At 68.8% G+C, this 21,799-nt stretch carries 31 protein-coding genes and 1 pseudogene; 27 read left to right on the forward strand and 5 right to left on the reverse strand.

The window, feature by feature from the left end; translation table 11 throughout:
• The first annotated feature begins 154 nt into the window (after nt 1-154).
• The 21 genes from ACZ4A5_RS02000 to ACZ4A5_RS02100 all read left to right on the forward strand — a co-directional run bounded on the left by ACZ4A5_RS02000 (nt 155) and on the right by ACZ4A5_RS02100 (nt 11,045).
• Nucleotides 155-541: a hypothetical protein gene (locus tag ACZ4A5_RS02000; RefSeq protein WP_467577283.1), complete on the forward strand. Its 387-nt coding sequence runs from the start codon at nt 155-157 to the stop codon at nt 539-541.
• Nucleotides 542-600: 59 nt separating this feature from the next.
• The gene (locus ACZ4A5_RS02005) at nt 601-978 is read left to right on the forward strand and encodes a hypothetical protein (RefSeq protein WP_467577286.1); all 378 of its coding nucleotides are present in this window, start codon (nt 601-603) and stop codon (nt 976-978) included.
• Nucleotides 975-1,208 (forward strand): hypothetical protein, encoded by a 234-nt coding sequence (locus tag ACZ4A5_RS02010; protein WP_364963441.1) that lies wholly within the window; start codon nt 975-977, stop codon nt 1,206-1,208. Before ACZ4A5_RS02005 ends, ACZ4A5_RS02010 begins: the two co-directional genes overlap by 4 nt.
• A 155-nt stretch (nt 1,209-1,363) precedes the next feature.
• Nucleotides 1,364-1,777, forward strand: coding sequence for a hypothetical protein (locus ACZ4A5_RS02015; RefSeq protein WP_467577290.1), 414 nt, complete (start codon nt 1,364-1,366; stop codon nt 1,775-1,777).
• Between the two features lie 141 nt (nt 1,778-1,918).
• Nucleotides 1,919-2,068, forward strand: coding sequence for a hypothetical protein (locus tag ACZ4A5_RS02020; RefSeq protein WP_364963438.1), 150 nt, complete (start codon nt 1,919-1,921; stop codon nt 2,066-2,068).
• A 57-nt stretch (nt 2,069-2,125) separates the two neighbouring features.
• Nucleotides 2,126-2,710 (forward strand): hypothetical protein, encoded by a 585-nt coding sequence (locus ACZ4A5_RS02025; protein WP_467577293.1) that lies wholly within the window; start codon nt 2,126-2,128, stop codon nt 2,708-2,710.
• A gap of 103 nt (nt 2,711-2,813) precedes the next feature.
• Nucleotides 2,814-3,779 carry a hypothetical protein gene (locus tag ACZ4A5_RS02030; RefSeq protein WP_467577296.1) on the forward strand — a complete coding sequence of 322 codons (966 nt, stop codon included), beginning with the start codon at nt 2,814-2,816 and terminating at the stop codon, nt 3,777-3,779.
• A gap of 185 nt (nt 3,780-3,964) precedes the next feature.
• Entirely contained in the window at nt 3,965-4,198 is a 234-nt protein-coding gene (locus ACZ4A5_RS02035; RefSeq protein ID WP_467577298.1) for a hypothetical protein, read from the forward strand.
• 36 nt (nt 4,199-4,234) lie between these two features.
• The gene (locus ACZ4A5_RS02040; RefSeq protein ID WP_467577301.1) at nt 4,235-4,504 is read left to right on the forward strand and encodes a hypothetical protein; all 270 of its coding nucleotides are present in this window, start codon (nt 4,235-4,237) and stop codon (nt 4,502-4,504) included.
• The gene (locus ACZ4A5_RS02045) at nt 4,501-4,755 is read left to right on the forward strand and encodes a hypothetical protein (protein WP_467577303.1); all 255 of its coding nucleotides are present in this window, start codon (nt 4,501-4,503) and stop codon (nt 4,753-4,755) included. The genes ACZ4A5_RS02040 and ACZ4A5_RS02045 overlap by 4 nt, the downstream gene beginning before the upstream one ends.
• A gap of 66 nt (nt 4,756-4,821) precedes the next feature.
• A complete protein-coding gene (locus tag ACZ4A5_RS02050) occupies nt 4,822-5,709 on the forward strand; it encodes a DNA-processing protein DprA (protein ID WP_467577305.1) in 888 nt (295 codons plus the stop codon).
• A gap of 25 nt (nt 5,710-5,734) precedes the next feature.
• The gene (locus ACZ4A5_RS02055; protein WP_467577308.1) at nt 5,735-6,049 is read left to right on the forward strand and encodes a hypothetical protein; all 315 of its coding nucleotides are present in this window, start codon (nt 5,735-5,737) and stop codon (nt 6,047-6,049) included.
• A gap of 108 nt (nt 6,050-6,157) precedes the next feature.
• Nucleotides 6,158-6,403 carry a hypothetical protein gene (locus ACZ4A5_RS02060; RefSeq protein ID WP_467577311.1) on the forward strand — a complete coding sequence of 82 codons (246 nt, stop codon included), beginning with the start codon at nt 6,158-6,160 and terminating at the stop codon, nt 6,401-6,403.
• Nucleotides 6,400-6,741, forward strand: coding sequence for a VRR-NUC domain-containing protein (locus ACZ4A5_RS02065; protein WP_467577314.1), 342 nt, complete (start codon nt 6,400-6,402; stop codon nt 6,739-6,741). The genes ACZ4A5_RS02060 and ACZ4A5_RS02065 overlap by 4 nt, the downstream gene beginning before the upstream one ends.
• A 136-nt stretch (nt 6,742-6,877) precedes the next feature.
• A complete protein-coding gene (locus ACZ4A5_RS02070) occupies nt 6,878-7,120 on the forward strand; it encodes a hypothetical protein (RefSeq protein ID WP_467577317.1) in 243 nt (80 codons plus the stop codon).
• Nucleotides 7,120-7,401, forward strand: coding sequence for a hypothetical protein (locus ACZ4A5_RS02075; protein WP_467577320.1), 282 nt, complete (start codon nt 7,120-7,122; stop codon nt 7,399-7,401). Before ACZ4A5_RS02070 ends, ACZ4A5_RS02075 begins: the two co-directional genes overlap by 1 nt.
• Nucleotides 7,398-7,805, forward strand: coding sequence for a hypothetical protein (locus ACZ4A5_RS02080; protein ID WP_467577322.1), 408 nt, complete (start codon nt 7,398-7,400; stop codon nt 7,803-7,805). Before ACZ4A5_RS02075 ends, ACZ4A5_RS02080 begins: the two co-directional genes overlap by 4 nt.
• A 55-nt stretch (nt 7,806-7,860) precedes the next feature.
• The gene (locus ACZ4A5_RS02085) at nt 7,861-8,925 is read left to right on the forward strand and encodes a hypothetical protein (RefSeq protein WP_467577325.1); all 1,065 of its coding nucleotides are present in this window, start codon (nt 7,861-7,863) and stop codon (nt 8,923-8,925) included.
• Between the two features lie 138 nt (nt 8,926-9,063).
• Complete coding sequence (locus ACZ4A5_RS02090) at nt 9,064-9,537, forward strand: hypothetical protein (RefSeq protein ID WP_467577328.1); 474 nt, start codon at nt 9,064-9,066, stop codon at nt 9,535-9,537.
• Nucleotides 9,538-9,619: 82 nt separating this feature from the next.
• Nucleotides 9,620-10,114: a DUF6283 family protein gene (locus ACZ4A5_RS02095; protein WP_467578132.1), complete on the forward strand. Its 495-nt coding sequence runs from the start codon at nt 9,620-9,622 to the stop codon at nt 10,112-10,114.
• 379 nt (nt 10,115-10,493) lie between these two features.
• The gene (locus tag ACZ4A5_RS02100) at nt 10,494-11,045 is read left to right on the forward strand and encodes a hypothetical protein (RefSeq protein ID WP_467577330.1); all 552 of its coding nucleotides are present in this window, start codon (nt 10,494-10,496) and stop codon (nt 11,043-11,045) included.
• 59 nt (nt 11,046-11,104) lie between these two features.
• Here the strand turns inward: ACZ4A5_RS02100 and ACZ4A5_RS02105 are convergent.
• Nucleotides 11,105-11,351: pseudogene (locus tag ACZ4A5_RS02105) on the reverse strand (M24 family metallopeptidase); the annotation flags it as partial.
• A 232-nt stretch (nt 11,352-11,583) separates the two neighbouring features.
• Here ACZ4A5_RS02105 and ACZ4A5_RS02110 point away from each other — a divergent pair.
• A complete protein-coding gene (locus ACZ4A5_RS02110) occupies nt 11,584-12,462 on the forward strand; it encodes a hemopexin repeat-containing protein (RefSeq protein WP_467577333.1) in 879 nt (292 codons plus the stop codon).
• A gap of 434 nt (nt 12,463-12,896) precedes the next feature.
• On the opposite strand, the gene ACZ4A5_RS02115 is transcribed toward ACZ4A5_RS02110, so the two are convergent.
• The 3 genes from ACZ4A5_RS02115 to ACZ4A5_RS02125 form a co-directional block, all read right to left on the reverse strand.
• Nucleotides 12,897-13,325 (reverse strand): hypothetical protein, encoded by a 429-nt coding sequence (locus ACZ4A5_RS02115; RefSeq protein ID WP_467577336.1) that lies wholly within the window; start codon nt 13,323-13,325, stop codon nt 12,897-12,899.
• A 27-nt stretch (nt 13,326-13,352) separates the two neighbouring features.
• Nucleotides 13,353-14,078 carry a hypothetical protein gene (locus ACZ4A5_RS02120; RefSeq protein WP_467577339.1) on the reverse strand — a complete coding sequence of 242 codons (726 nt, stop codon included), beginning with the start codon at nt 14,076-14,078 and terminating at the stop codon, nt 13,353-13,355.
• 108 nt (nt 14,079-14,186) lie between these two features.
• The gene (locus ACZ4A5_RS02125; RefSeq protein WP_467577342.1) at nt 14,187-15,854 is read right to left on the reverse strand and encodes a hypothetical protein; all 1,668 of its coding nucleotides are present in this window, start codon (nt 15,852-15,854) and stop codon (nt 14,187-14,189) included.
• A gap of 1,016 nt (nt 15,855-16,870) precedes the next feature.
• On the opposite strand from ACZ4A5_RS02125, the gene ACZ4A5_RS02130 reads away from it, so the two are divergent.
• Nucleotides 16,871-17,785 carry a hypothetical protein gene (locus tag ACZ4A5_RS02130; protein WP_467577344.1) on the forward strand — a complete coding sequence of 305 codons (915 nt, stop codon included), beginning with the start codon at nt 16,871-16,873 and terminating at the stop codon, nt 17,783-17,785.
• Between the two features lie 99 nt (nt 17,786-17,884).
• Here ACZ4A5_RS02130 and ACZ4A5_RS02135 read toward each other — a convergent pair whose 3' ends face one another.
• On the reverse strand, nt 17,885-18,253 hold the full coding sequence (locus ACZ4A5_RS02135; protein WP_467577347.1) for a hypothetical protein: 369 nt from the start codon (nt 18,251-18,253) through the stop codon (nt 17,885-17,887).
• 186 nt (nt 18,254-18,439) lie between these two features.
• Here ACZ4A5_RS02135 and ACZ4A5_RS02140 point away from each other — a divergent pair, with 186 nt between their 5' ends.
• The 4 genes from ACZ4A5_RS02140 (at nt 18,440) to ACZ4A5_RS02155 (ending at nt 21,751) form a co-directional block, all read left to right on the forward strand.
• On the forward strand, nt 18,440-19,102 hold the full coding sequence (locus tag ACZ4A5_RS02140) for a ParB/RepB/Spo0J family partition protein (RefSeq protein WP_467577350.1): 663 nt from the start codon (nt 18,440-18,442) through the stop codon (nt 19,100-19,102).
• Nucleotides 19,095-20,498 carry a ParB N-terminal domain-containing protein gene (locus ACZ4A5_RS02145; RefSeq protein ID WP_467577353.1) on the forward strand — a complete coding sequence of 468 codons (1,404 nt, stop codon included), beginning with the start codon at nt 19,095-19,097 and terminating at the stop codon, nt 20,496-20,498. The genes ACZ4A5_RS02140 and ACZ4A5_RS02145 overlap by 8 nt, the downstream gene beginning before the upstream one ends.
• 71 nt (nt 20,499-20,569) lie before the next feature.
• The gene (locus tag ACZ4A5_RS02150; protein ID WP_467577356.1) at nt 20,570-21,067 is read left to right on the forward strand and encodes a hypothetical protein; all 498 of its coding nucleotides are present in this window, start codon (nt 20,570-20,572) and stop codon (nt 21,065-21,067) included.
• An 87-nt stretch (nt 21,068-21,154) separates the two neighbouring features.
• Entirely contained in the window at nt 21,155-21,751 is a 597-nt protein-coding gene (locus tag ACZ4A5_RS02155) for a hypothetical protein (protein WP_467577358.1), read from the forward strand.
• The last annotated feature ends 48 nt before the right edge of the window (nt 21,752-21,799 follow it).

Genomic DNA, 21,799 nt, shown 5'->3' on the forward strand with positions numbered 1-21,799 from the left:
CCCCCCCCCCCCCCCCCCCCCCCCCCCCCCCCCCCCCCCCCCCCCCCCCCCCCCCCCCCCCCCCCCCCCCCCCCCCCCCCCCCCCCCCCGCCCCCGGCATCCCCCTCCCCCGGGCGGCCAGTTCGCCCCTGCCACCTCATGAAGGGTTCACCTCATGTCCCACTGGGACTTCATCATCGTCGCCCGCACCCGCGCCGAGCTGATCGCCGACGGCGACCTCATCGAGATCCCCTGGATGGTCTCGAACCCCGCCGGCCTGAAGCTGCCCGTCGCCTTCACCCGCGCCGCCTGGGACGCCGTCATGGACGGGATCGGTGCCGAGCGGTGGCCCACGGTGCCCGATGCCCTCGTCGAGACCTTTCTCGAAGAGCGCGCCAACCGCATCCTCACCGCAGCTGTAAAGGCCGTCGCCGACGGCCCCGGCAGGCATCGCCGAGTCGCCTTCGACGTGCCGCTGTACGGCGTGACCCTCCTCCTCCAGGTCAGCCGTGGCGACGACAGCGAACCGGTCTTCACCGTCCTGACGCCCGACGAGGGCTGATCCACCCCGCCATCTACCGTGCGGCCGCCCGGCTGCGGTCGCACCCGAAGGAGTCAAGCATGGACATCACCACCCCCGGTGGGCTCACCACCGGCCCGGCCGGCGGCTGCTCCTACAGCATGTGCTGGAACGCCGCCACCCGCGTCCTGATCAACCTGGCCAACCCGCGCATACCGGGGTCGCAGGACCTGCGGATGGGCGCCTACTGCCTGCCCTGCATGGACAAGAAGATCGCGCCCGCCGAACAGGTCGCGCAGATGGAGGCGAAGGCGATGCGCTTCGGCGACCTGAACCCGCTCCTTCCCTTGCCCGACAACCACTGGATGGTGCGCGAGTTCACCGAAGAGGAGGCAGCCGAGCTGACCGCGATCCGCAACGGCGAGCTGCTGTGCACCTACCAGCGAATCGGTGAGTGGACATGGAGCAGCACGTCATGACGAGCAGCACGGAAGACCGTGACAGGCCGGACTGGGCGGCCATGGGCCCCGCCGACTTCGATGCGGCAGTTCCTAACGAGCTTCACGTCCCCGCCGCCGCACGCATCTTCGCCGTCTCCGACCGCTTCGGAACCAGCGCCCTCTTCGGTGACGAGCCGCCCCCGGCCCGCACGGCGCCAAGGAAACCCGCGTCCACCGACAGCAGCGACGCTCAACCCTCCTTGTTCTAAGCCCCGCTCGGCGGGCTGCCCGCCACGGGCAGCCCGCCCCTCCTCGAAATGGAACTCCGTGACCTCGCCCATCGCCGACACTCGGCCGCGTATCAGCGTCGCCGACGCCCAGCACGTCGAAGCTCAGGCCATCGCCACCGTCCGGGCTGGCCCTCATGGTCGCTGACACCCTGCACGCCATGTACAACGACGCGGTCTACCTCGTCTTCTACCGGGACGACTACGACCGCCCCGAGCTCGCGGGCCTCCGCGACGTCGAAGGCCGGACCGTGTGCGACCTCACCGGCGACCGTATCCCGGCGGCCCTGAACGACGGCGATCTTCGTGCCGCGTGGGGCTCCCTCGACCCCCAGAACACCAAGGATCTCCAGCATCTCATCGCCCTGATGGACTCGTTGGGCGGCGAGTTCGACGACCTCCGCGAAGAGCTGTGTCATTACGGCGACGCCGAGTGGACACAGTGTCTGCCGCTGTCGCCCCATGCCACCGTCGGCGGGCCGAGAACCGCAGGCCCGCGCCACCTGCGCCCCTACGGCACCCACCACGCTGACATCAGCGCCGCCCTGTGACCCAGCCGGCCGCGAAGCAGCCCTGCTTCCTCCCGATGAATCACTGCTGAATTCCACGACGCCAAGGACCCTGCATTGAACAGCACTTCGCCCGGCCAGCTCCACACGCCGAGCCAAGCACCGCACCGGTGCCATTCCTTCATGCCTTCGGAAGCGGTGGCATCGGAGCTGGAGGCCCGCGCCGCCATACGCGACATGTGGATGTACGGCTCTCCGCGCTGCGCTCTCACACGCTACGCCGAGGCGGCCGGCCGCCTCGCCGACAGCACAAGCCAGAACGCCCCGTTGTAACGCGACGCCCCGCTCTAATCCGACCGTTGCCGGGGGCTCCCCGGTGACGCCCTGCCCATGCGAGAGATCATGCCGCTCTACATCCCGCCGTCTGTCGCGCCCCGCGACGAGTTCGACATGTACGCCGTCCGCCTCGACCTCGGCTCCTGGTCCTACGCCCTGGACGACGTCGGCCTCGTCTACGGCCCCGGCTGGTTCCCCTTCCACCGGCACGTCGAACGAACCGAGCTGGACCCCTGCGCCCCGCTGCTGCCCCGCTCGGTACCGACCGGCAAGACCGCGCCCGTGCGGGTCCGCATCTCACCGGACGTGGAACACCGCTCCTGGCGCAACGAGTACGTCCGGCTCCAGCCCATCGACCACCGCGTGCAGGCACACATGAACCTGTACGTCTGCGGTAGCGGCTCGGGCGCCGTGATCCGGCGCGCCGTCGTCGAGATCAACCTGCGGAACCTGGACGTGACCGTCCCCGCCCTGTGCCCGCCGGCGCTCCGGCACCAGGCGGCCGTCAAGGGGCGCCGCGTTCTGGATCTGGTGATGAACGCGCGCATCGAGCGCCGCCGCGGTCTTTCCGCACCGGCGGGTGTGCTCGCCCCGGGGCTACGTGAACCGGGCAGCGCCGAGTCCGGCTCACCCCTTTGAACCACGTGCTGGCTGCACCCTGCGGTGCAGCCAGCCCCGGCACGAACGCACTGCTGCGCGGCCGTCGTCTCGGCGACGGCCCGCGTGGCTCCACGGAGATGTGATGAACGAAGAGCAGGAGCAGCACGATGCCGAGCAGGGGAAGGAGGAAGGCCGACCGCCTCTGGGCGAGGTGGTGGAGTTTTTCGGGTTCCGGTACGACCTGCGCGGCTTCGAGGTCGGCACGATGGGCGAGTACTGGCAGGCCCAACGGCTCCCGTGGCTCCGCGACTCGCTCGTCACCGACAACGACGGCGACGGCGACTTCCGGACCAGGCGCGACGCTATTACGTGCTGCACCCGGGAAGCCTGGTACAAGGCTCTGTCGGTCCGGTATCCGGTGCTGTACGGCCCGCACCGGTTCTCGACCGAGCCCGTGGTCGAGGTCCTGGAGCCGGGGTACGAGCGGGTCATCTGGATGGGGTGCGAGTGGCGCCTGTACGCCCCCAAGCTCGGCGGGAAGAGGCTGTGGCGCATTCGCCCGAACGGCATGTCCTACGACAGCACCTACGGCCACTCCCGCGCCTACCACATGCACATGATTCGCGGCGGTTCGCTCGCCTACGCCTTGGACCCGCAGACGATCCGCCTGCTCGGCACAGCGCCGCACACGGTCCCGTGCGTGATGTGCCAACCGGGAGAGCCGGGCTGGCACGAAGGGCCACGCCTCAAGGTCCGGGTCGGCCTCGCCGGCCGCCCGGAGGTTGACGAACCGCTGTGTCTGTACCACGTGTTCAACTACTACGTGCCGCGGGAGGAGGAGCACCGCCTCTACGACATGGAAGGGGCATGGATGCCGTGGCGGGACCTGCTGCATGACTGGATGTACGAGGACGCCGAGGCCGCCGAGGCAGGCCAGGAGGTACCCGGTGTCCGTCGGCGGTGGCTGGCCTTCCTCTCCGAGGTCGATGCGGGGCTGAGGGAGCCGGTGTTGCACAAAAAGCCCATGCGCGGCGGGCTGCCCGGCCTGCCCGTTCCGCCTTCTCCCAGCGCGTGGTCGGGAGCTTCGGAGACGCAGGGCCTTTGGTAGCGGGCGGCTGGCCGCTCAACTCTGGGCGCTCGGCGCCCACTTCACCCCGATCTCTTCCCAAACCCGCCACCGACCACGTGACATAGGTCACCATTCCGGAGTGGATGCCCACCCCGAAAGGTACTAGAATATTGCCATAAGAAAGAGGGGGAACGGCCTCCGACAGAACCGAAGGGACTCTGAAGATGATCACCACCCTGGCCCCCAACGAGGCACTGGCGGCGCTCGGAGTCCAGGCTCCGCCCTGCGGGGAGTGCGAGGACGGCGTCCTCCACTACTGCGACGGCCCGTACGCGATGGTCCGCGAGTGCGAGACCTGCCAGGGGTACGGCACCTACCTGGAGTGCCCCCACTGCCGCGGCGGGGCCATCGGCGACGGTGGCTGCCTGACCTGCGACGGCGCCGGGTTCCTCTACTGACTTCAAATATGTACCTGTCTATCGAATGGAGTTGTTATGCCTCTCGGTGACGAGCTCGCCCAGAGCGCCCTGGAGACCGGCACCCGCACCGGGTGCCGGATCACCGGCGACGACCGGCTACAGCTGGCCATCCACCTGCCGGACGACGGCGTGCTGCACTTCGAACGCCCCCAGGCCGGCGGCCCCTCCGACTGGCGGGTCGCGGAATTCCTCAGCCCCGGCGGCGGATGCCTCTTCGACGAGCCGATCGGCTACGACCACGGGCAGGCCCTCGACCTGCTCGCCGCGAAGCGGGCCTCCGGATGACGTCTCCCGCGCCCCCTCGGCCACGCCACCGGGCGGGCGCCCCCCGCCGACACCGCCCGCCGATCGCGCTCGCCGCCCTTGCCACCCTCGCACTGGCGGCCCTCGCCGCGCCGTTCACCACCGTCTACCGGGGCGTCAACGAGGGCATCACCATCGGCCAGCCGGGCTACCAGATCGGCTTCGAGTGGCGCGGCGACGTCGGGTTCTTCGCCGACCTCGACGGCGCCGACCGCGACCAGCCCCACCCCTAACCCCCTCTCCGGCCCCGTGCAACCACGAGGCCGGGCTTTGATCCACTACGCACCACGGAGTACACGATGAGCCTCTCCCACGACCGCGACGAGCGGGCCGCCCGCATCGCCCTGACCGAGGCAGCAGCGCCCCAGAGCCTGCGCTTCCCCCCGGATACGTCCGCGGCCGAGCTGGTCGCCGTCATGGCCGACCTCGCCGGCTCCGGCACCCAGCGGTCGAAGCTGTTCGCGAGCGTCCTCGGCTACGACGGGTACCGCGCCTTGGACGAGGGCTGGAAGGCCGGTGCCCGCTACATCATCCCCACGGATGCCGAGTGGCCACAGGCTCTCGCCGGACTTGGCGACCAGGCTCCTCTGGGGCTGTGGGTTCGCGGCGACGCCCGGCTCGCCGACGCCGCAGAGAAGGCCGTCGCCATGGCCGGAAGCATGGCAGCCAGCGACTACGGCAGGTACGCCGCCACACGCTTGTCCGAAGAGCTCGCGCACCTTGGCTACAACGTCGTCGCGGCGGCTTCCGCACCCGGCAGCAGCATCGGCGCAGCCGCCCTGCGTGGCTGCACGGCCGGCGGCGGCACGCCGATCGGCGTCCTGTCCGGCGGCATCACCGGCCGCGCCACCCCGCCGGTGCAGCGCATGCGGGACAACATCCTCGGCAGCGGCGGGCTCCTGGTGAGCGTCTACGGGCCCGGCACGCTCACCAGCCTTGCGAAGAGCGTCGAGCGCACGACCCTCTTGGCTGCCCTCTCGCAGGCCGTGACCCTCGTGGAGGGGCACTCCCTGAAATGGGAAGTCGCCGCCCGCGCCGCCGAACGATTCGATCGCGCGCTGCTCGCCGTGCCGGGTCCGATCACCTCCCAGCTGTCCGACTTGCCGAACGAGCTGATCCGCACCACCCGGGCCACGGCCGTGACCAGCGCGACGAACATCGCGGCCCGCGCCGCGACCCGCCCCTGACCGCACCGTTCGAAAGGGGAGTTCGATGTCCAGCACAGTCAGCCGATACGGCTTCATCGTCAATGACGTCGTATGCCTTGCCTCGCCCGGCTCGAAGGCCGAGGAGCGCCTGGTGGGCCGCGTCACCGGCTTCGTCACGGTGGCCTTCGAAGGCGAGCCGCTGGTGATGGTGAGCTGGCTCGCAATGACCCAGCCGAAGGGATACCGGCCCAGTGAACTGGCCCACTCTGATGCACTCTGCCCGGAGTTTAAATATGTATCTGTCTATGCACGTGCTAAGTTTGGCGACGTCAACGGCACTGGCACGGCCCTGACACCCAACAGACCTCCGGCGAGCTAAGCGAACCCCCCGCGCCCAGCCCGCCGGACCGGCCCGTCCGATACGGGCCACCCCTCCGGCCGGGACCCGCACCCCCACGCGGGTCCCGGCCCACCCATGGAGCACCACATGCCAACCACCCAGCAGGCCGAGTACGAAGCCCTGATCGCCGAGCGATACGGGCGCCCACTGGCGGCCATCCTCGAAGAGCAGTACCCCCCGGTCGCCGGCCTCCTCAAGGAACGACGCCGCCGACTCGCCCCGCTGCCCCCGACCCGGCGACCGTCCGTGCCACCGGAGCCGGACCCGTACTGGGCCGAGCACCGCGCCGTCCTCGAAGCCGCCATCCAGCCCCGACGAAGGACATCGCGGTGACCGAGGAGCAGTTCCGCCGACAGGTCCGCCAGGTCGCCGCGATGCGCGGATGGACCCTCGCCTACCACACCCACAACTCGCAACGCTCCGATGCAGGTTGGCCGGACGAGGTGTTCGGGCACCCGCACGCGGGCCGCGTCCTGTTCGTGGAACTCAAGACGGACAAGGGCCGCATACGCCCCGCACAGCGCGAATGGCTCCAGCACCTGGCCGCCTGCGGCCTCGAAGCGACCCTGTGGCGGCCCCGCGACATGCGGCTCATCGTCGACACGCTCGCCCCCAACGGGCCGCGCGCCGAACTCCCCGAAGATCTCCGACCGAAGAGGACCCTGCCGTGACCCACACCGACGACACCCCCGCCCGCGGCCTCAAGCCCAGCCCGGAGCAGTGGTGCAAGGCGTGCGACAGCTACGTCAACCCCATCACCTACACCTGCCGCTGCAACAACTCCTAACCGCACAACCGGAGATCACCGTGAACGGCACTTCCCGCGACACCGCCCCCGTCCTCGCCACGACGCGCCCGCCGGTGCGCGAGCAGTGCCCCACCTGCCTCCACCGCGCCCCGGCGGGCCAGCCGACCGCCGAGGACCTTGCCGTGATCGCCCGCCTGGCCAACGTCCTGTGCGAAGACCTCGCCGACGGCCCCTGGCGCATCGCAGCCGCCATCCGCGGCATCGCCGAAACCTCGCTCCACCACACGAAGAGGAACAGCTGATGTACGTCCGATTCGAGCCCCTGCCCGCTGAACGCCGTAGCCAGTGGGCCTACGACGTAGCAGACGAACTCCGGCAGCGCACGGGCGAATGGGCATGCATCGCCGACAACGAAAACCCCAACCGCGCCAGCAACCTCGCGCACCGCATCCGCAGCGGCCAGGTAGCCGCCTTCCGCCCTGTCGGAACCTTCGAGGCCAGGTCGCGCACCATCGAGGACGGCACCGCCTGCGTGTACGCCCGCCACATCGACACCCAGCCCCCCGGGGAGTGCTCTTCGTGATCAACGCCCCGCTGGAGGCTGCGCAGGTCCCGGACGGAACCGCGCTCCTCACCTTCAACAACGCCTACCGGCAGGCCAAGGACGCTGGCGTGCCCTTCGTCGCCGTCGCATACCGAAGCCGTAAGGAAAGCGGCGTCCGGAGGGGCTGGGCAGTCACAACCGACTTGCTCACCGCCGCCTCGGATTGGCCCCCACCGTCGTACGAGCCGCTGTGGCGGGACGCGCTGTGCCGCCTTGCGCTGGACGACACCGTCGCCGGAGGGTCCGGCGGCTCCACGGAATACACCGTGCTCTGGGGCATACGCGACCATGCCACCGCCCGCGCCCTCGCTGCCGCGTTTCACGCCGCTCTGTACGGCCAGACGCAGGCGCTCAGCAACGTCGCCTCCACAGGCGCGCCCTGACCAACCCGCACACCCAACCGACCGGCCTCGGCTCTTCCCTGCCCGCCGGTCACCTGTGCTACCGACCTCGGAGTCCATCATCAACAGCAAGCAGAAGAAGACCCTGACCGCCGTCGGCTGCGCGACCCTCATAGCCGCCGCCTCCACCGCCTGCGGCACCACCGGCAGCACGACCCCCGAGGCCAAGGTCAAGAAGGCGTTCTACGCACTCGGGCAGCAGAAGGCCCTGTCCGCGGACGTGCACTTCGATGCGGACGCCGACACGATCTACAACGCCCTTCGTGGCGAAGAAGACTTCGAGCGCCGCGACGCCGACATGCTCGCCGAGCTGAAGCTGTCCTACCAGGTGGCCTACGACAAGCCCCTCAAGGACATCGGCCCCGACGACCAGGACAGTGCGCGCGCCGCGTTCGCGATCAGCCGTAACGGCGGCAAGCCCATGGTCGAAGTCCGTGCCATCGGCGGCAAGAAGCTCTACGCCCGAGCCGACCTGAAGTCCCTGGCCGCCATGTCCCACGACCCCGGCAAGCCGGACTTCGACGCGCTGGCCCGCAAGGCCGAGCAGCTGCCGCCGTCCATGGACGGGCTCAAGAACGCGCTGCGCGGCGAGTGGGTCGTCCTCGACACCGATGCCTTCCAGGACAGTCCGTCCACGAGCGACCGCCTGGACGCGAAGACCCAGCAGCAGGTCCTCCGGGCCGTGGGCAAGGCCCTCGGGGACAACGCGAAGTACAAGGATGCTCCCGCTCGTGACGGCGCCGACCATGTGAAGGTCACCGTGCCAGCGAAGAAGGCGGTGAAGGAACTCGCCGACAGTCTCAAGCCGCTGGCCGACAAGCTCGGCGCGAAGGGCGACAAGCTGTCCCGCGACCTGGACGACGTCCCCGACCAGGACGTCACCGTGGACGTCGCCATCAAGAACGGCACAGTCTCCGGCCTGACCGTCGACCTCGCCCAGTTCGACAAGAAGCTCAAGGGCGAACTGCCGCTCACCTTCGGCATCCACGCCGACGCGCCCACCGTCGAAGCGCCCTCCGGTGCCAAGGAGTTCAACCCCAGGGACATCTTCGGCGCCTACATGCTCGCCGACCGCAAGGACGGCACGACCATGCCCATCTGACACCGGCCCGACCGGAACCGGCCGCCAGCACCCGCCGGCCACCCGGGACCGCCCTGTTGACCCACGTGAGGCCAGGGGCAGCGCACACCGCGCCGCCCCTGGCCTCACCCCGTACTCACGCCCAAGGAGCAGCCGCACATGATCGTCCGCCTCGACACCCGGTGGGAGGTCAACCCCGACACCTGGGCCAAGGCCGCCGGCATGGACCCGGCCCGGTGCTTCCCCGAGTTCCCCTGGTACCTCAGCGACGGCCTCGCGTACATCCCCATGCTCGACGTCACAGACGCACGCCTCCGCAAGTACGCCGTCGACTACCTTCCCGACCAGCTCGACGGGATAGCCCGCTTCACCATGGGCTTCTCCATCCACGTCGACGCCGACGTGTGGATCCGCGCCCGAGCCGAGGGTTCCGGGCTCCGGCCGAACGCCGAGGACTGCGGCTACACGGCCCCCGTGCCCGCACCACACGGTCGTGCCCGCGCCGATCTAGCGCAGCACATCGCCGAAGAACTCTTCAACAAGACCATGTCCATCGAGTCCGCAGCGACCATGACCGTGCTCACCCCGTTCCACCGCACGTACACACCCGAGCAGTTGCGCGCCGCTCTCTAACGACCAAGAAGCCTTGCCGGGTTGGATGTTGCGCTGGTTGCGCACCCGACCGTTCATCAATATCAAGAGAATGAGAGAGACCATGTCCAACGCCTCGCGCACAGCATCTGCGGACCCCGCCGAGAGCCAGCGCGACAGTAGAGGTACGGCGCAGCTCCGTCCACCCGCACCCCGCCCCTGTGACAGCTGCCCCTACCGGCGTGATGTTCCCTCAGGCATCTGGGCATATGAGGAGTACACAAAGCTTCGCCGCTATGACGCCCCGACTTCCCAACAGCCGGGCAGCCTGTTCCAGTGCCATCAAACCGACCGTGAAAGTGACGTCCGTCGAATGTGCGCGGGGTGGGTCGGCTGCCACGGAGAGGAGCTGCTGGCTCTGCGGGTGGCGCTTCTCGAAGGACACATCACTGCGGATACCTACCGTGCTGCGGTTGACTACGCGTCGCCTGTGGCGTTGTTCAGTTCCGGGAGGGAGGCAGCAGACCACGGACAGGCGGAGATTGAGGGGCCCGGCATCGAAGCTCGCGCCAAGATGACCAAGATCGCTCGGACCCGCCCCGATCTCCACGTGTCCTAGTCTGACAATCCGGGACGTGAACGCGGAATCCCGTGACGTTACTTGTCAGTGAGCGCCTTTCACCCTCCCGAGACAGGATGAAAGACGCCTCACTCAGGTGTGCAGAGCAGGGTGAGCAGTCCTGGCTCTGCCGAACCCGCCGCCCAGTAACGTGCCGCCAAAGCCCTTGGAGTGGCCTCCGGGACAGGAGAACTCCGGTCAGTTCCGTTGGCGCCGGGGAGGGTACCGAGCCCATCAGTCTGGGGCCCCCGTTTCGTGATGGGTTCAACGGGGCGCCTGCGCGGGGCGCCGATCGGCTGGATTCTCCCTGTCCGGCCTCCGTTCCGCTCAGCATTCTGTGGCACGGCACGCACCGGCTCCGAGCGAAGGGAACAGGACCATGAAGAAGTCCTCCCGTCTGATGGCAGTGTTGGGTGCGGGCGGCCTCGTGGCGGGCAGCCTCCTGACGGCCTCGTCGGCGTCGGCAGGCCAGAGTGGCGCGGGCGGTACGTCCGTCGTGGCCCAGCCGCACCTCACGACCGCGCAGGACGTTGTGAGACAGACCTCGTCCGCGGTGACGCTCAGTACCAGTGGCGGGGTGGCCACGACGCTGGCGTCCGTGACGGTGGACGCCGGTTCGTATGTGCTGGCCGGCAACGCGACGCTGGTGTACTGGGGTTCGAGCGACTACAGTCGCTGCACGCTGTACGCGGGGGAGACCGTCCTCGGCGGGGCGGCCACCGTCGTCGGCAACCCTGCTGGCACGGGCAGCGCCGGCACGGGCGTCTACGCGGCCACGGTCGCCGTCCACGGCGCCGTCTCCGCCACGAGCCCCACGACCGTCAGCCTGCGGTGCCAGCACGACAGCAACCGGGACTCGGCTCCCTATGTGGACCCGACAGCGACCCTGTGGGTGCACAACACGGGCAGCCTCGGCCTGGCGAAGCGATAGGTACCGGTACGGCCGGGCCGGGCCATCACCCGGCCGCGCACCATCAGTCAACCGGCGTCCATCCACCCCTCGATCGCGTCCGGCGTGCGCGGCAGCGCGCCGGACAGCAGCCGGGCGCCGTCCGCGGTGACGACGAGGTCGTCCTCGATCCGCACCCCGATACCCCGCAGTCCCGCAGTCCCGCAGTCCCGCAGTCCCGCAGTCCCGCAGCAGGGTGGTGTCGTCTGGCTGGAACTACAGCCCCGGTTCGACCGTGAGCACCATGCCCTCCTCCAGCACGCCGTCGGTGTAGGCCGAGGCCCGCGCGAAGGTTGAATACGCGAGCTCACCGGTCCCACGGCCGAAAACGCAGATGCGCCCCGCTCGGAAGCCTAGGGCGTGTCCGATGGGTCACCCGTATGGACGAACTGCGATGTGGCCGGGGTGCCCGTGGCTTGGTGGTACGTGAGGCTGAGATGAGGCGTGACCTGCGACAAACCGGTCCCGGGCTCGCGAGGTCGGCCACACAACCCCGTCGACAGCAGCAGGAGGGTCCGCCGTGGCGAACAAGATCTACGCCGTCAGCATGGGCGACAGCTATACCTCGGGCGAGGGGCGCAGACGGGCGGCCCAGGACGGCAGCAGCAAGGACGGGGCGCTCTACACGAAGTGGGATCTGCCGACGGACACCCTCGACAAGGAGTTCACGCGGGTCTTCGCGGAGTGCTGGGAGGGCACTCCGGAGCAGCGGAGCTGGCTGGAGAAGGCGGCGTCTTCGGGCCGGAGCATTCCGTCGCTCTACCTGCCGAAGACGGGCAAGGTCTACTTCCTGTACGAGGACCAGTACGTGCGCTGCACGCTGGAGACGATGACGGTCGACGAGGGATTCCCGAAGTCGATCGGCGCCTACTGGCCGGGGCTGCGGGCCGTGGGCTTCGACAAGGGGATCGACTCGATCCTGTGGTGGGACGAGAAGACGGTCTACATCTTCAAGGGCCTCCAGTACGTGCGTTACAACCTGGAGACCGACAAGGTCGACGAGGGGTATCCGAAGTCGATCGCCGCCTATTGGCCGGGGTTCAAGGAGGCGGGCTTCGAGGGCGGGATCGACGCGATCTTCCGCTGGGACCCCGACTGGGTCTATGCCTTCAAGGCCGACCAGTACATCCGCTTCCACATCCCCACCAACAAGACCGACCAAGCCCCCAGGAAGAGCACCAGCTACTGGAAGCCGCTCGCCGAGCTGAGCTCGCGCCGCGTCCTCACCCTGTTCCGGGCCCCGGATGTCCGCGTCGGACCAGGAACCACGCGAGGCAGGGCCCCGGTGGAGGAGTCATCCAATACCCGCGGGAGGGACCCACAGTACGACACCGTGACGGACTATCTCGGCCACGCGGCCAGCGGTAGCGAGTGGACGGGACGCCAAGACACCACGTGAGCGCGCGACGGCATTCCGAAGGCCGAGCAATGTCGATGAGACGCACTCCAGAGTCGCTGAGATGAGACAACCGCCAGGCCCCAAACTGCCTCGTCGCTCTGAGTAACAGCCGTAGATAAAGAACAAGTTAAGGGCGCGTCCGGTGAGCCACCCATGACCCACCGGACAGCCCCTAGGCACCCCGCCCGGACATGCCCGGCCCGGCCCCATACAGTGGGCCGCCGGGAGGAAGGGATTCTCGGTCGAGGGACGCATCGACGGCGTTCGGATCCTCGCAACGGCTGGCTATCGAGGCCCAACGGCCGAACCGGCCCGCCGCAGCACGGACATCGCCGAAACCGCACGGTTGCTGCGCGATCTCCGCCCGTGGACCGCGATGCTCGACCCACGGGCCACTCGCACCGCGTCAACGTTGCACCGGCCGCTCGCGGCGGTCAGTAAGCGATGTCCCCGCTGCCTGCTGCCCAGATCACCGTGCCGATCGTTCCGACGCGGTGAAGGACCGCCTGCGTGGTCTCGGTCTCCTCGGCGGTGACCGGCGAGTTCTCCCAGCGCCGCGCTTCCTCGCAGGCGTCGGAGTACATCTCCACCAGGCGCAGCATGGGGCTGCCGCTCAAGCGGTCGCGCCAGACCGGCAGGACCTCGCCCGTCAGTTCCCGCTCCAACCCTGCACACACGGCGATGGCCTGGGTGAGCAGTCGTTCTTGCGGGCTCTGCGCGGCGGACGGCTGCTCGAGAACTTCGGCGTCCAGTCGGTTCCGGCGGACGAAGAGCGCGTTGGCGAGCCTGATCTCTTCCTGGCTCGGCACCCACATACCCTGCGTGAGCGCGTGCTCGATCGTCTTCAGTTCTTCGTTCGCCATGGCCGACACGGTAGCGGGAGCGGCTGCTCAATCCCCAACTCGGGTAGCGAGGTGCTCCGCGCGGACGATGGCCTTCTGGCCTGGTGGGTGGGGCATCATCACCACCACGTCTTCCAGGGGCGCGCCCATGGTCTTGCGGTACGGCCCCTCGGGCTCTCCGGGCACGGTGAGACGGACTTCGTAGCCGGGGGGCGGTCCGGGGTCAAAGGTCTCTCTCGCATTGTCGATGAGCCAGGCGGGAGCGATCACTTCGCCGGTGCGTCCCTCGAACTCGCCTCCGGTGACGTTGACCTGCGTGCCGGGCTGCAGGCCGGCAGGCCGTTCGGTGATGAGCGCCTCGAATGCGGCGTTGTGGGCCCAGCTGGTGCACACCTGCACGGCGGGCAGGGGGGAGCCGCGCCCGATGCCCCGCGGCATGCCATCGCTGTTGGCGAGCGGGGGGTCTGTCGGCCACTCCTGGGTCAGCCACGCCCACTCTGCTGCGGCGTCCGGGTCGGCGTCCTCACCGTGCAGTCCCAGTTCGAAGCCGAGTTCGTAGACGTGCTGGGCGTCCTGGGCGAGGTGCCACACAATGTTGCCGGCTTCGAGCTCGGCTGCGGGCCGTCCTTGCCGTGCGGCCAGGGCTGCGATGACGACGGCCAGGACGCCCCGGATGGCTCGCCCGTCCCAGGAGTCTGCCGGCCACCGCAGGGGGCCTCCCTCGACGTTGTCGGTGATCTGGTCAGCCCGGTGTACGGCATCTCTCCAGTTCACCCTGGCCCCCTCCCGGTCTCCCTATCGGCCCCGTTGGCCGACTGCCACGCTATCGGCTGGCCAACGGCTGGATCCCACCCGCTCCTCCGGTTCGCCCGCGGAGGCGGGCTACTCGGCGACGCGGCCCATCAGCCACAGCCTCATGTCCGGCAACAGGTCGGGCTGCGGGGGCCACGGCACGGCCGGCGCCCGTTCGGCCAGGGCCCCGGCGTCGGCCAGGAGAGCATCGGGGGTACTGACGGCCGTCAGCGGCGCGGTGAAATACCCGACGAAGGCGGCGTGCTGCGCGAGTTCGGCGCTGCTCGGAGCGCGCTGGGCTGTGCCTCCCTCCCGCACCGCCGCCTGGTCGTAGTGATCCTGCGTCTGCATGATCGCCTCACCGAGGGTGGCATCGGAGAGCAGGAGCGTGATCCGGGTGAGATCCCGGAAGGAGGCCGTGCGCTGCCCGTCATCGTCGAGCAGCACCAGCTCTGGCGTTCCCGCGCTGCGGTTGTCGTCGAGGTAGGCGAGCAGCAGGCGGACGGTGTCGCCGTCCTGCACCAGGAGCCCCAGCCCAGGGGCGGGGAAGACGCCAGCCAGGTCCGGTGTCGGAGTGTCGGCTGTGTGCGGGGTCAGCCAAGTGGGGCGCAGTACCGTGTTGCGGCCTCCGGCGCGCCAGGCCGCGAGGGCAACGATGCGGGAGGCGTCCCATAGAGCCTGCTTCGGGGTGACGTGGTGCTGCTGGACGAGCCACGCGGCGGCCCGCGCCGTGGGCATCCAACACCAGGGGGCCCACTTGCCGTGCTCCTGGGCCTGCACAGTCGTCAGCTGTTCGAGCACACCGGGGTAGGTCTGGAAGACCTCAAGTTCGAGCCGATGCCAGCGGTCGGCCGCCTCCCGGTACAGCATGGCGGTATGGCGCTGCTCCGGAGGCAGCTCGCTGTCACGGTCGGGCAGGAAGACGCCGTACGAGACGCTGGCGGAAGGTGCGACGGCGTCACCGGGCCCGCCCAGCTCCCCGCCCTCTTCAACGATCTGGGACGCCTTCGCGGTGGCACGGTCGGTGACCGCCTGTTGCACCTCGGCGGAGGATGCGGTGGTGGCCACCTGGATGCCCCGGTGCTTGGCCTTCTGGGCGGCCAACGTCCGGCCCAGCGATGCCTCCGGCCGTTGCTCGGACACGGTCACGGCCTCGTGCGTGAGAGCGTGCCAGGCAGCGACGACCGCCCGCAGCGGGGTCGTGGAGTACTCCAGGCCCAGCGCCTGTTCGTCCTGCCACAGCCGCGTGTCGATGAGCGGTGCGAAGGGCAGGTGCAGGTCGAGGTCGGGGATGAGCGGCACGTCGCGGAAGCCGGTGGGCAGGCGGGACCACATGGTCAGGTGGACGCCGGGCGCGAAACCGTCCATGGCCGGCCCCCACGTGGCCGCGACAAGCTCGGCGTCGCCGAGATCGTGCAGCGGGGTCTCGGCGATCAGCATGCCGGACGGCGCGGGAAGGACATCCTCGGTGAACGGCAGCCGTACGGACCGGTCGGCAGCAACCGCCCGCACCGCTTCGACGACCGGGACGTCGAGCGCGAAGGTCGTGCCCCCCGCTACCCGGCGGTCCTCCGCCTTCAGCAACTGCTCGACCCACCGCGCGCGCGGCAGCGCGCTCCATGCCGCTGGCATCGTGAAGGTGTGGTTGCCCTCGGTGGACAGCCTCGTCCAGAAGTCCCGGCTGACGGGAGAGCGGAGGAACCCGATCAGCTGCGACCGCAGCGCGGCGGCGTGATCGGCAAGCGGGTAGACAGGCATGCGCAGACCCTAGCCCGGCTGGAGGACAGGCTTGCCAGGTGACCTCATGTTCCGGGACTCCCCGGTGGTGGACACCGGCCAGCCATGTGAATGCCGCTTCGGCTGGCTACGTGGAGTTACCAGAATGCTCGGGAAGGGGTGCGCCCTGCGCTCCGGACTCGGAAGAGCCCGGAGCGCAGGGCGCATGGGCCTGCCCGATCGCTCGCCCCGCTGCTTAAAGCTCCTGTCCAGAACGGCAGTCCGCTCGGGCAGGAGCCACCGAGCACTGCTCAGAGGCCGAGAGTATGCAGCAGGCCGGTGACGACGCCCACCAGGCCACCGAGCAAGTTTCCGAGACCATCCATACCAAACCCCCATCACATAACGGCAATTGCAGTCTAAATACGATTGGCCCGCCCGTCAGGACACGGCCGCGCTGCCGCTATCACCCGCAGGAGCAGGGCGGCGCGTGGGTGCGACGAGTCAGCGAACACGCCGTACGTCACCAGGCGCAGCTGCTCGCCGGACCCCCTCTCCGCCGAACGCGGCGAACGTCTGGCCCTCGGCCGCCACGTGCGTGAACCCCCGTGCGGCTTCTCCGGCATGGAGGAAGAATCACTCAGCGTGGTCACTGTCCGGAGACGGGAGAGTAAATCCGTCCGGCGGTGCTGTCCCTGGTTGGCAAGCCCGAGGCACGACAGGTCTTGACGAGCCTGGAGCCGTTTTTCCGGCGGCCGGGCGAAGGCCAGGGTACGGAAAGCGTCGGCTTTCTGCTCGAATACGGCCTGCCCGGCGGTCCCGGTCCGGCGGCTCCGACTCGGCTCGGCCGAGCAGTTGTCGGCCGGGCGGCTCGTTTCGAGGCGCGCCGGTTCGCTGATGTGCGAACCCATGTCCGCGTTCGCCGATACAGGCGGACGTGGACCCGCCACGTGTATTCGACGGTAGGTCAATTCGGGTGACCCGTTGGGAATTTAGTCAGTTCATCACAGAGTCGGAGCAACCATGAAGCCCACGTGACACTCACGGATGGAGGCATCATGGCCAAGTCGCAGCGGCGGAGCACGCTGGCGGTGATCGCGGCGTCCCTGCTGATCAGTGGGCTCAACGCGGCACCCGCGCAGGCTGCCTCTCAGATCTACACCCAGCCGGGCTACTACGAGCTCACATTGCCCGATGGAGTGACCCAGTTCAGTTTCTTCCTGGTCGGAGCCGGAGGCGGCGGAGGAGGCGGGGGCTGGTACCCCTCGGGCTCCGAAGGCGGAGCCGGTGGCGGTGGTGGCGGCGGGGCCGTGGTGAGGTGCACCGTCACGGGTATGCCGTCCGGCGCGACGATCGGTGTACGGGTCGGAGGCGGTAGCGGAGGCGGCCCCAAGGGCGTCCGGGATCGCGAAGAGCATGGAACGGGCGGCTCGGCGGGCTATGGGGGCACTCAGGGCGTCCCAGGCAACCGCAACGACGGGGGTGGCGCCGGCGGCGGAGGTGGTGGCGGAGAATCAGCAGTCTTGACTTCGGACGCCAGCGTGCTCGGATATGCGGGCGGTGGTGGCGGCGGCGGTGGCGGCGCCGGCTTCCAGAGAGGTGTTGGTGCCGTGCGCGGAGGGCCCGGAGGCACCGGGGGCGGCGGCCGCTCCTACGGGGGGCACAAGGGCGGGGAAGGCCACGGAGACAAGCCCGGCACCATCGGCGGTCACGGCGGCGGAGGCGGCAAGTACGCGTGCAGGTCCGCCGCCTACGGAATTACCTCTACGGGCAAGGGGGCGAACGGGGAGAAGGGGGATGACGCCCGCACGTATGCCGCCGGTGGCGCAGGCATGCGTGGCTACAAGGCCGGCTTGCCGGGGCCCGCGGATAGGAACGCGGGCAACGGCGGCGCGGGCGGCTCCGGGGGCAGCGACTTCGGCGACGGCAAGAGCGGCGCCGACGGGTACGCGCTCGTGTCATGGGACGTCTAGGCGAGTGTCACACCACCTGTGACGGGGAGTCACCGGCGCTCTGGAGCGTGTGTCGGCGACGGAATTCACGCCAGGACCCTTTTCAGACGAAGCCCACACTCATCCTTCGAGGACGATCTTCTTGCCGTCCTTCAGGTCGAAGCTGTGGCGTCCTGAGTGGTCGAGCGGAAGCTCGCACACCCAGGGATTTTCTACGGAGGCGGGGTCCTCGGCAGCAGGGCATGGCAGCAGGAGGACGAGCTCCCGTGGCCCTGAGCCGGAGGACCAGCGCATCCAGCATTCCTCAGCGCCCTCGTCCGTCCCGTCCTGTACCTCGGCGAAGGCGAAGTGCGGTCCCGTGTGTTTCTCCTGGAGCCCGCAGGTCAAGTCCGCGGTTACCCCGAAGAACCCGTCTATGGCTGCCACCTGCCGCTGCTCGTTCTCGGACAGCGTGACAGGCGCGGTGCACCTCTGGGGATGGGCCGTCATGCCAGCACAGTAGGACGGGTGTTTGCATTTGCTGCGGATCTGGGTGCGAATGTCCGCGTCGTGTAGGCCGCCTCAGCGATGGCTGCTGACGAAGTTCCCAGGGCCCGGGTGAACGAATCAGCCACATCGTGGGGGCCGCGCTCGTGTACCTAGGCTCGTGTGCGGGCGCGGGGCTGTGGAGCCTCCGTGTCGTCTTCTGCTGCCCGCATCCCGGCCTCGCTGGCGGACCTCGCCGTCCCGATCGCGGATCTGGTCCCGTATCACCGCAACCCGCGCACGGGTGACATCGCGGCGATCTCCGAGTCCCTGGCTACGAACGGCCAGTACCGGCCGATCGTCGTCAACCGTGGATCCCTCACCGGCCGGCCGAACGAGATCCTCGCGGGCAATCACACGTTCAAGGCCGCGAAGGAACTCGGGTGGGACCGGGTCGCGGTCACGTGGCTGGACGTCGACGACGAGGCCGCGGCGAAGGTCGTCATCGTCGACAACCGCAGCTCCGACCTCGCGGGCTACGACAGCGTGCTCCTGGCGGACACCCTCAGCGAGCTGCCCGACTTGGACGGCACCGGCTACGACCAGGACGCGCTTGATGAGCTGCTGGACAAGGTCGAGCTGCCGTCCGCACTGCCGACGGAGACCCAGGACTCTGAGGGGGCCGCGCCTGCCAACGACTACCTCCAGTGGGGGTACATGCAGTGGGGCACCACGCGTGTGCAGGTCACGAGCGAGGAGATCGACCGGCTGACAGCGGCACACAAGGCGTACGTCGAGGCGCATGGCACCGACGGCGGGTTCGGCCACCACGTCATGGACGGCAGCGCGCGAACGGTGGCCGCGGGTGCCTGAGTTCATCGAGTCGATGCCGCTGTCCGACCTGCGGCCGGCGGACTACAACCCGCGGCGGTTGAGCGAGGAGGCGTTCGGACGGCTCCAGCAGTCGCTGGACCTCTTCGGCTGTGTGAAGCCGGTGATCGTCAACCGTGGCGGCACGCTGGTGGCGGGCCACCAGCGAACGAAGAGCTTGAAGGCGCTCGGCGTGGACCGGGTGCCCGCGATCGTGCTCGACGCCCAGGTGGGGATCCACGACGAGATCCGCTTCAACCTCCTGCACAACAGCGTCGAGACGGACGGGTCGACGGTGCGCGTGCCAGCCTGCGCGGAGCACGAGCACGGATGGTCGTGGCTGGAGCCGGATCAGATCAGCGTCCGGTCGAGGGCGAACGCCGTGGTGCACTCGGAGATTCGCAGACTGATCTCGGGCTACGGGACGTGGGGGTCCATCGTCGCCGACCACCGGGGCCGGGTGATCCTCAACCAGGACTACGCAGTGGTGTGCAGAGACCTTCGGGTTCCGCTGCTGGTGTACCGGGTGTCGGTGCAAGAGGCCGACGAGCTGGCGCAGTGGCTCGATGGCGAGTACGGCGTGTACGACTACAGCGGCGTGCAGATCAAGGCGTACAACCAGCACAAGTGCCAGATGCACCGCCTGGCCGGTGACGACGGGACGTCGAACCGCAGCACGACGTACGAGCGGTACGTGCTGCCGATGGTTCAACGCGGGCAGCGCATCATGGACTTCGGGGCCGGGGAGGCCGCGTACATCCGCCGGTTGCGCGCGCAGGGCTTCGACGCCCACTGGTACGAGCCGCACGTACGGACCGAGGGAACGGCGGGCAGCCTCGACGTGGCGGCGAGCGTCGCGCAGATCCGTGATCTCCAGCGGGACGTCGGTCAGCGCGGGCTGTACGACGTGGTGGTGCTGGATTCGGTATTGAATTCGGTGACGTCGCCCGAGTTTGAGGAGCACGTACTGATCGCCTGCAATTCTCTACTGTCGGCGGATGGCACGTTCATCACGGGGACACGGAGCCTGGGAAGTGTCGAGAAGAAGCGGACGGCCAAGAAGCTGGCGTCGAACAAGTACCGGTGCGGGCTGGACTTCCTGGACGAGAACAATTTCTCGGCGACGTTCCGGGCCGGGGTGTGGACGATGCAGAAGTTCCACAGCCCGGAGACGCTGCATGCGTCGCTGTCTCGTTTCTTCGGGGAGGTGGAGGTCAAGGGCTCGGCGAAGGGCAGCAACATCTACGCGGTGTGCCGGAAGCCACTGGCGGTGGAGCCCGACCGGCGGCGCTTGGCGCTGGAGACGGAATTCAACATGGAATACCCCGGGAATTACCGCCACAATCGCCATAAGCCGCTAACGAAGGCCCTTATGGACGCCTGCGAATCCCGGGGTTGAGAAATTGCCCATCATCAACAATTTATATAAAATGGAGGCGATTATATTGCATTCTCTTTCGTGGGGGCATAGTGATTGTTCCAGAAATACGCATCGAGCGTGAGGCGTTCCATCAATTCGTGTGGCTGAAGTATGTGACGGGAGTGGATCTCGGGCGGCACTGCGCGCGGTCTCTGCACGGCCGCTACAGCAAGTTCGTGAACCCCAACGAGGAGGTGATGCAGGGGCGGCTGGACGAGTTCGAGCCGCCGATCGCCTGGTACCTGTGCGGCGTCACCCGGAGATGGGCGACCAATGCGCACCTTGCTTTCGAGACGGCGCCGGGCGACCAGCACGAACTCCAAGTCCAGGGCCTGCACCTCACCCTGACCGATGGCCGACCGATCCCCTTCGATGCCGAGGCCATCCCGGACGGTGACCCTCACGCTGGCGACAAAGAGTTCGCGACCTGCCGGAACTGGCAGTTCGCTCACCACCTGGCGAAGGAGCGGGGGCTGACGAGTATCGACAACCCGCCGTCGCGGAACCGGCGATCCAGCTGGGTCCGCGGGCAGATGCGGCTGCTCTGACCGCAGTTACGCGGCTCAGGGCCCCTGCGGCCTTGAGCCGCTTTTACACCTGTCGCCATCACGGCCGGGATTGCATGCTGATGGGTCATGGAGGCTGTACTCGTCTCGGTGGTGAGCGTGCTGGGGACGGTCGCGGGCGCCCTCGTCGCAGCGGTGACCTCAGCTCGCTCCGAACGACACCGAGAGGCCGCTGCCCAGCACCAGTTGGAAGCACAGGAGGCGGCGACCCGCCAGGTCCAGGAGCACGAGAAGGCAGTGGAGCACCATAGGTGGCGTCGCGATCGGCGCCAGGCCGCCTACCTCACATTTCTCGAAGCCTTGGGGACCGCCGACCGCGCTAACCAGGAGTCCTTCCGCTCGCTGCAGACGGCACCCTCCGGCGGTCCCCTTAACGAAGCGCGTCTTCGTGAGGTCCGGGAAGCCTTCAAGGAAGCGGAGAGCGTGGGGCACTTGGTGATGCTGGAGGGTCCCGAAGGCATCGCCGATGTGGCTCACGGGCTGGCAGTTCGCCTCGGAAGCCTGGTTCAGGACGTCCGCGAGTACGCGGAAGCACATGCCGCCTCGGCCCATGACCTGAGCGAGCGCGCCGCTGCTGTCCATGCGGCCGGCATGGCCTACATCGCCGAACACCGGAAGTTCGTTGATGCGGCTCGGATCGCACTGGACGGCGCCGAAGGCACCTGAACAGAAGGGGGCGGCCTGAGTGCATCCGGAAAGCCACAGCCGGGCCGT

It is taken from the genome of Streptomyces sp. NPDC025618, from assembly GCF_055558795.1.

Excerpts from the sequence above, each read along its gene's own strand:
- ACZ4A5_RS02000 (WP_467577283.1), top strand. The coding sequence starts at position 155 with ATGTCCCACTGGGACTTCATCATCGTCGCCCGCACCCGCGCCGAGCTG.
- ACZ4A5_RS02005 (WP_467577286.1), top strand. The coding sequence starts at position 601 with ATGGACATCACCACCCCCGGTGGGCTCACCACCGGCCCGGCCGGCGGC.
- ACZ4A5_RS02010 (WP_364963441.1), top strand. The coding sequence starts at position 975 with ATGACGAGCAGCACGGAAGACCGTGACAGGCCGGACTGGGCGGCCATG.
- ACZ4A5_RS02015 (WP_467577290.1), top strand. The coding sequence starts at position 1,364 with ATGGTCGCTGACACCCTGCACGCCATGTACAACGACGCGGTCTACCTC.
- ACZ4A5_RS02020 (WP_364963438.1), top strand. The coding sequence starts at position 1,919 with ATGCCTTCGGAAGCGGTGGCATCGGAGCTGGAGGCCCGCGCCGCCATA.
- ACZ4A5_RS02025 (WP_467577293.1), top strand. The coding sequence starts at position 2,126 with ATGCGAGAGATCATGCCGCTCTACATCCCGCCGTCTGTCGCGCCCCGC.
- ACZ4A5_RS02030 (WP_467577296.1), top strand. The coding sequence starts at position 2,814 with ATGAACGAAGAGCAGGAGCAGCACGATGCCGAGCAGGGGAAGGAGGAA.
- ACZ4A5_RS02035 (WP_467577298.1), top strand. The coding sequence starts at position 3,965 with ATGATCACCACCCTGGCCCCCAACGAGGCACTGGCGGCGCTCGGAGTC.
- ACZ4A5_RS02040 (WP_467577301.1), top strand. The coding sequence starts at position 4,235 with ATGCCTCTCGGTGACGAGCTCGCCCAGAGCGCCCTGGAGACCGGCACC.
- ACZ4A5_RS02045 (WP_467577303.1), top strand. The coding sequence starts at position 4,501 with ATGACGTCTCCCGCGCCCCCTCGGCCACGCCACCGGGCGGGCGCCCCC.
- ACZ4A5_RS02050 (WP_467577305.1), top strand. The coding sequence starts at position 4,822 with ATGAGCCTCTCCCACGACCGCGACGAGCGGGCCGCCCGCATCGCCCTG.
- ACZ4A5_RS02055 (WP_467577308.1), top strand. The coding sequence starts at position 5,735 with ATGTCCAGCACAGTCAGCCGATACGGCTTCATCGTCAATGACGTCGTA.
- ACZ4A5_RS02060 (WP_467577311.1), top strand. The coding sequence starts at position 6,158 with ATGCCAACCACCCAGCAGGCCGAGTACGAAGCCCTGATCGCCGAGCGA.
- ACZ4A5_RS02075 (WP_467577320.1), top strand. The coding sequence starts at position 7,120 with ATGTACGTCCGATTCGAGCCCCTGCCCGCTGAACGCCGTAGCCAGTGG.
- ACZ4A5_RS02090 (WP_467577328.1), top strand. The coding sequence starts at position 9,064 with ATGATCGTCCGCCTCGACACCCGGTGGGAGGTCAACCCCGACACCTGG.
- ACZ4A5_RS02095 (WP_467578132.1), top strand. The coding sequence starts at position 9,620 with ATGTCCAACGCCTCGCGCACAGCATCTGCGGACCCCGCCGAGAGCCAG.
- ACZ4A5_RS02100 (WP_467577330.1), top strand. The coding sequence starts at position 10,494 with ATGAAGAAGTCCTCCCGTCTGATGGCAGTGTTGGGTGCGGGCGGCCTC.
- ACZ4A5_RS02115 (WP_467577336.1), bottom strand. The coding sequence starts at position 13,325 with ATGGCGAACGAAGAACTGAAGACGATCGAGCACGCGCTCACGCAGGGT.
- ACZ4A5_RS02125 (WP_467577342.1), bottom strand. The coding sequence starts at position 15,854 with ATGCCTGTCTACCCGCTTGCCGATCACGCCGCCGCGCTGCGGTCGCAG.
- ACZ4A5_RS02130 (WP_467577344.1), top strand. The coding sequence starts at position 16,871 with ATGGCCAAGTCGCAGCGGCGGAGCACGCTGGCGGTGATCGCGGCGTCC.
- ACZ4A5_RS02135 (WP_467577347.1), bottom strand. The coding sequence starts at position 18,253 with ATGACGGCCCATCCCCAGAGGTGCACCGCGCCTGTCACGCTGTCCGAG.
- ACZ4A5_RS02155 (WP_467577358.1), top strand. The coding sequence starts at position 21,155 with ATGGAGGCTGTACTCGTCTCGGTGGTGAGCGTGCTGGGGACGGTCGCG.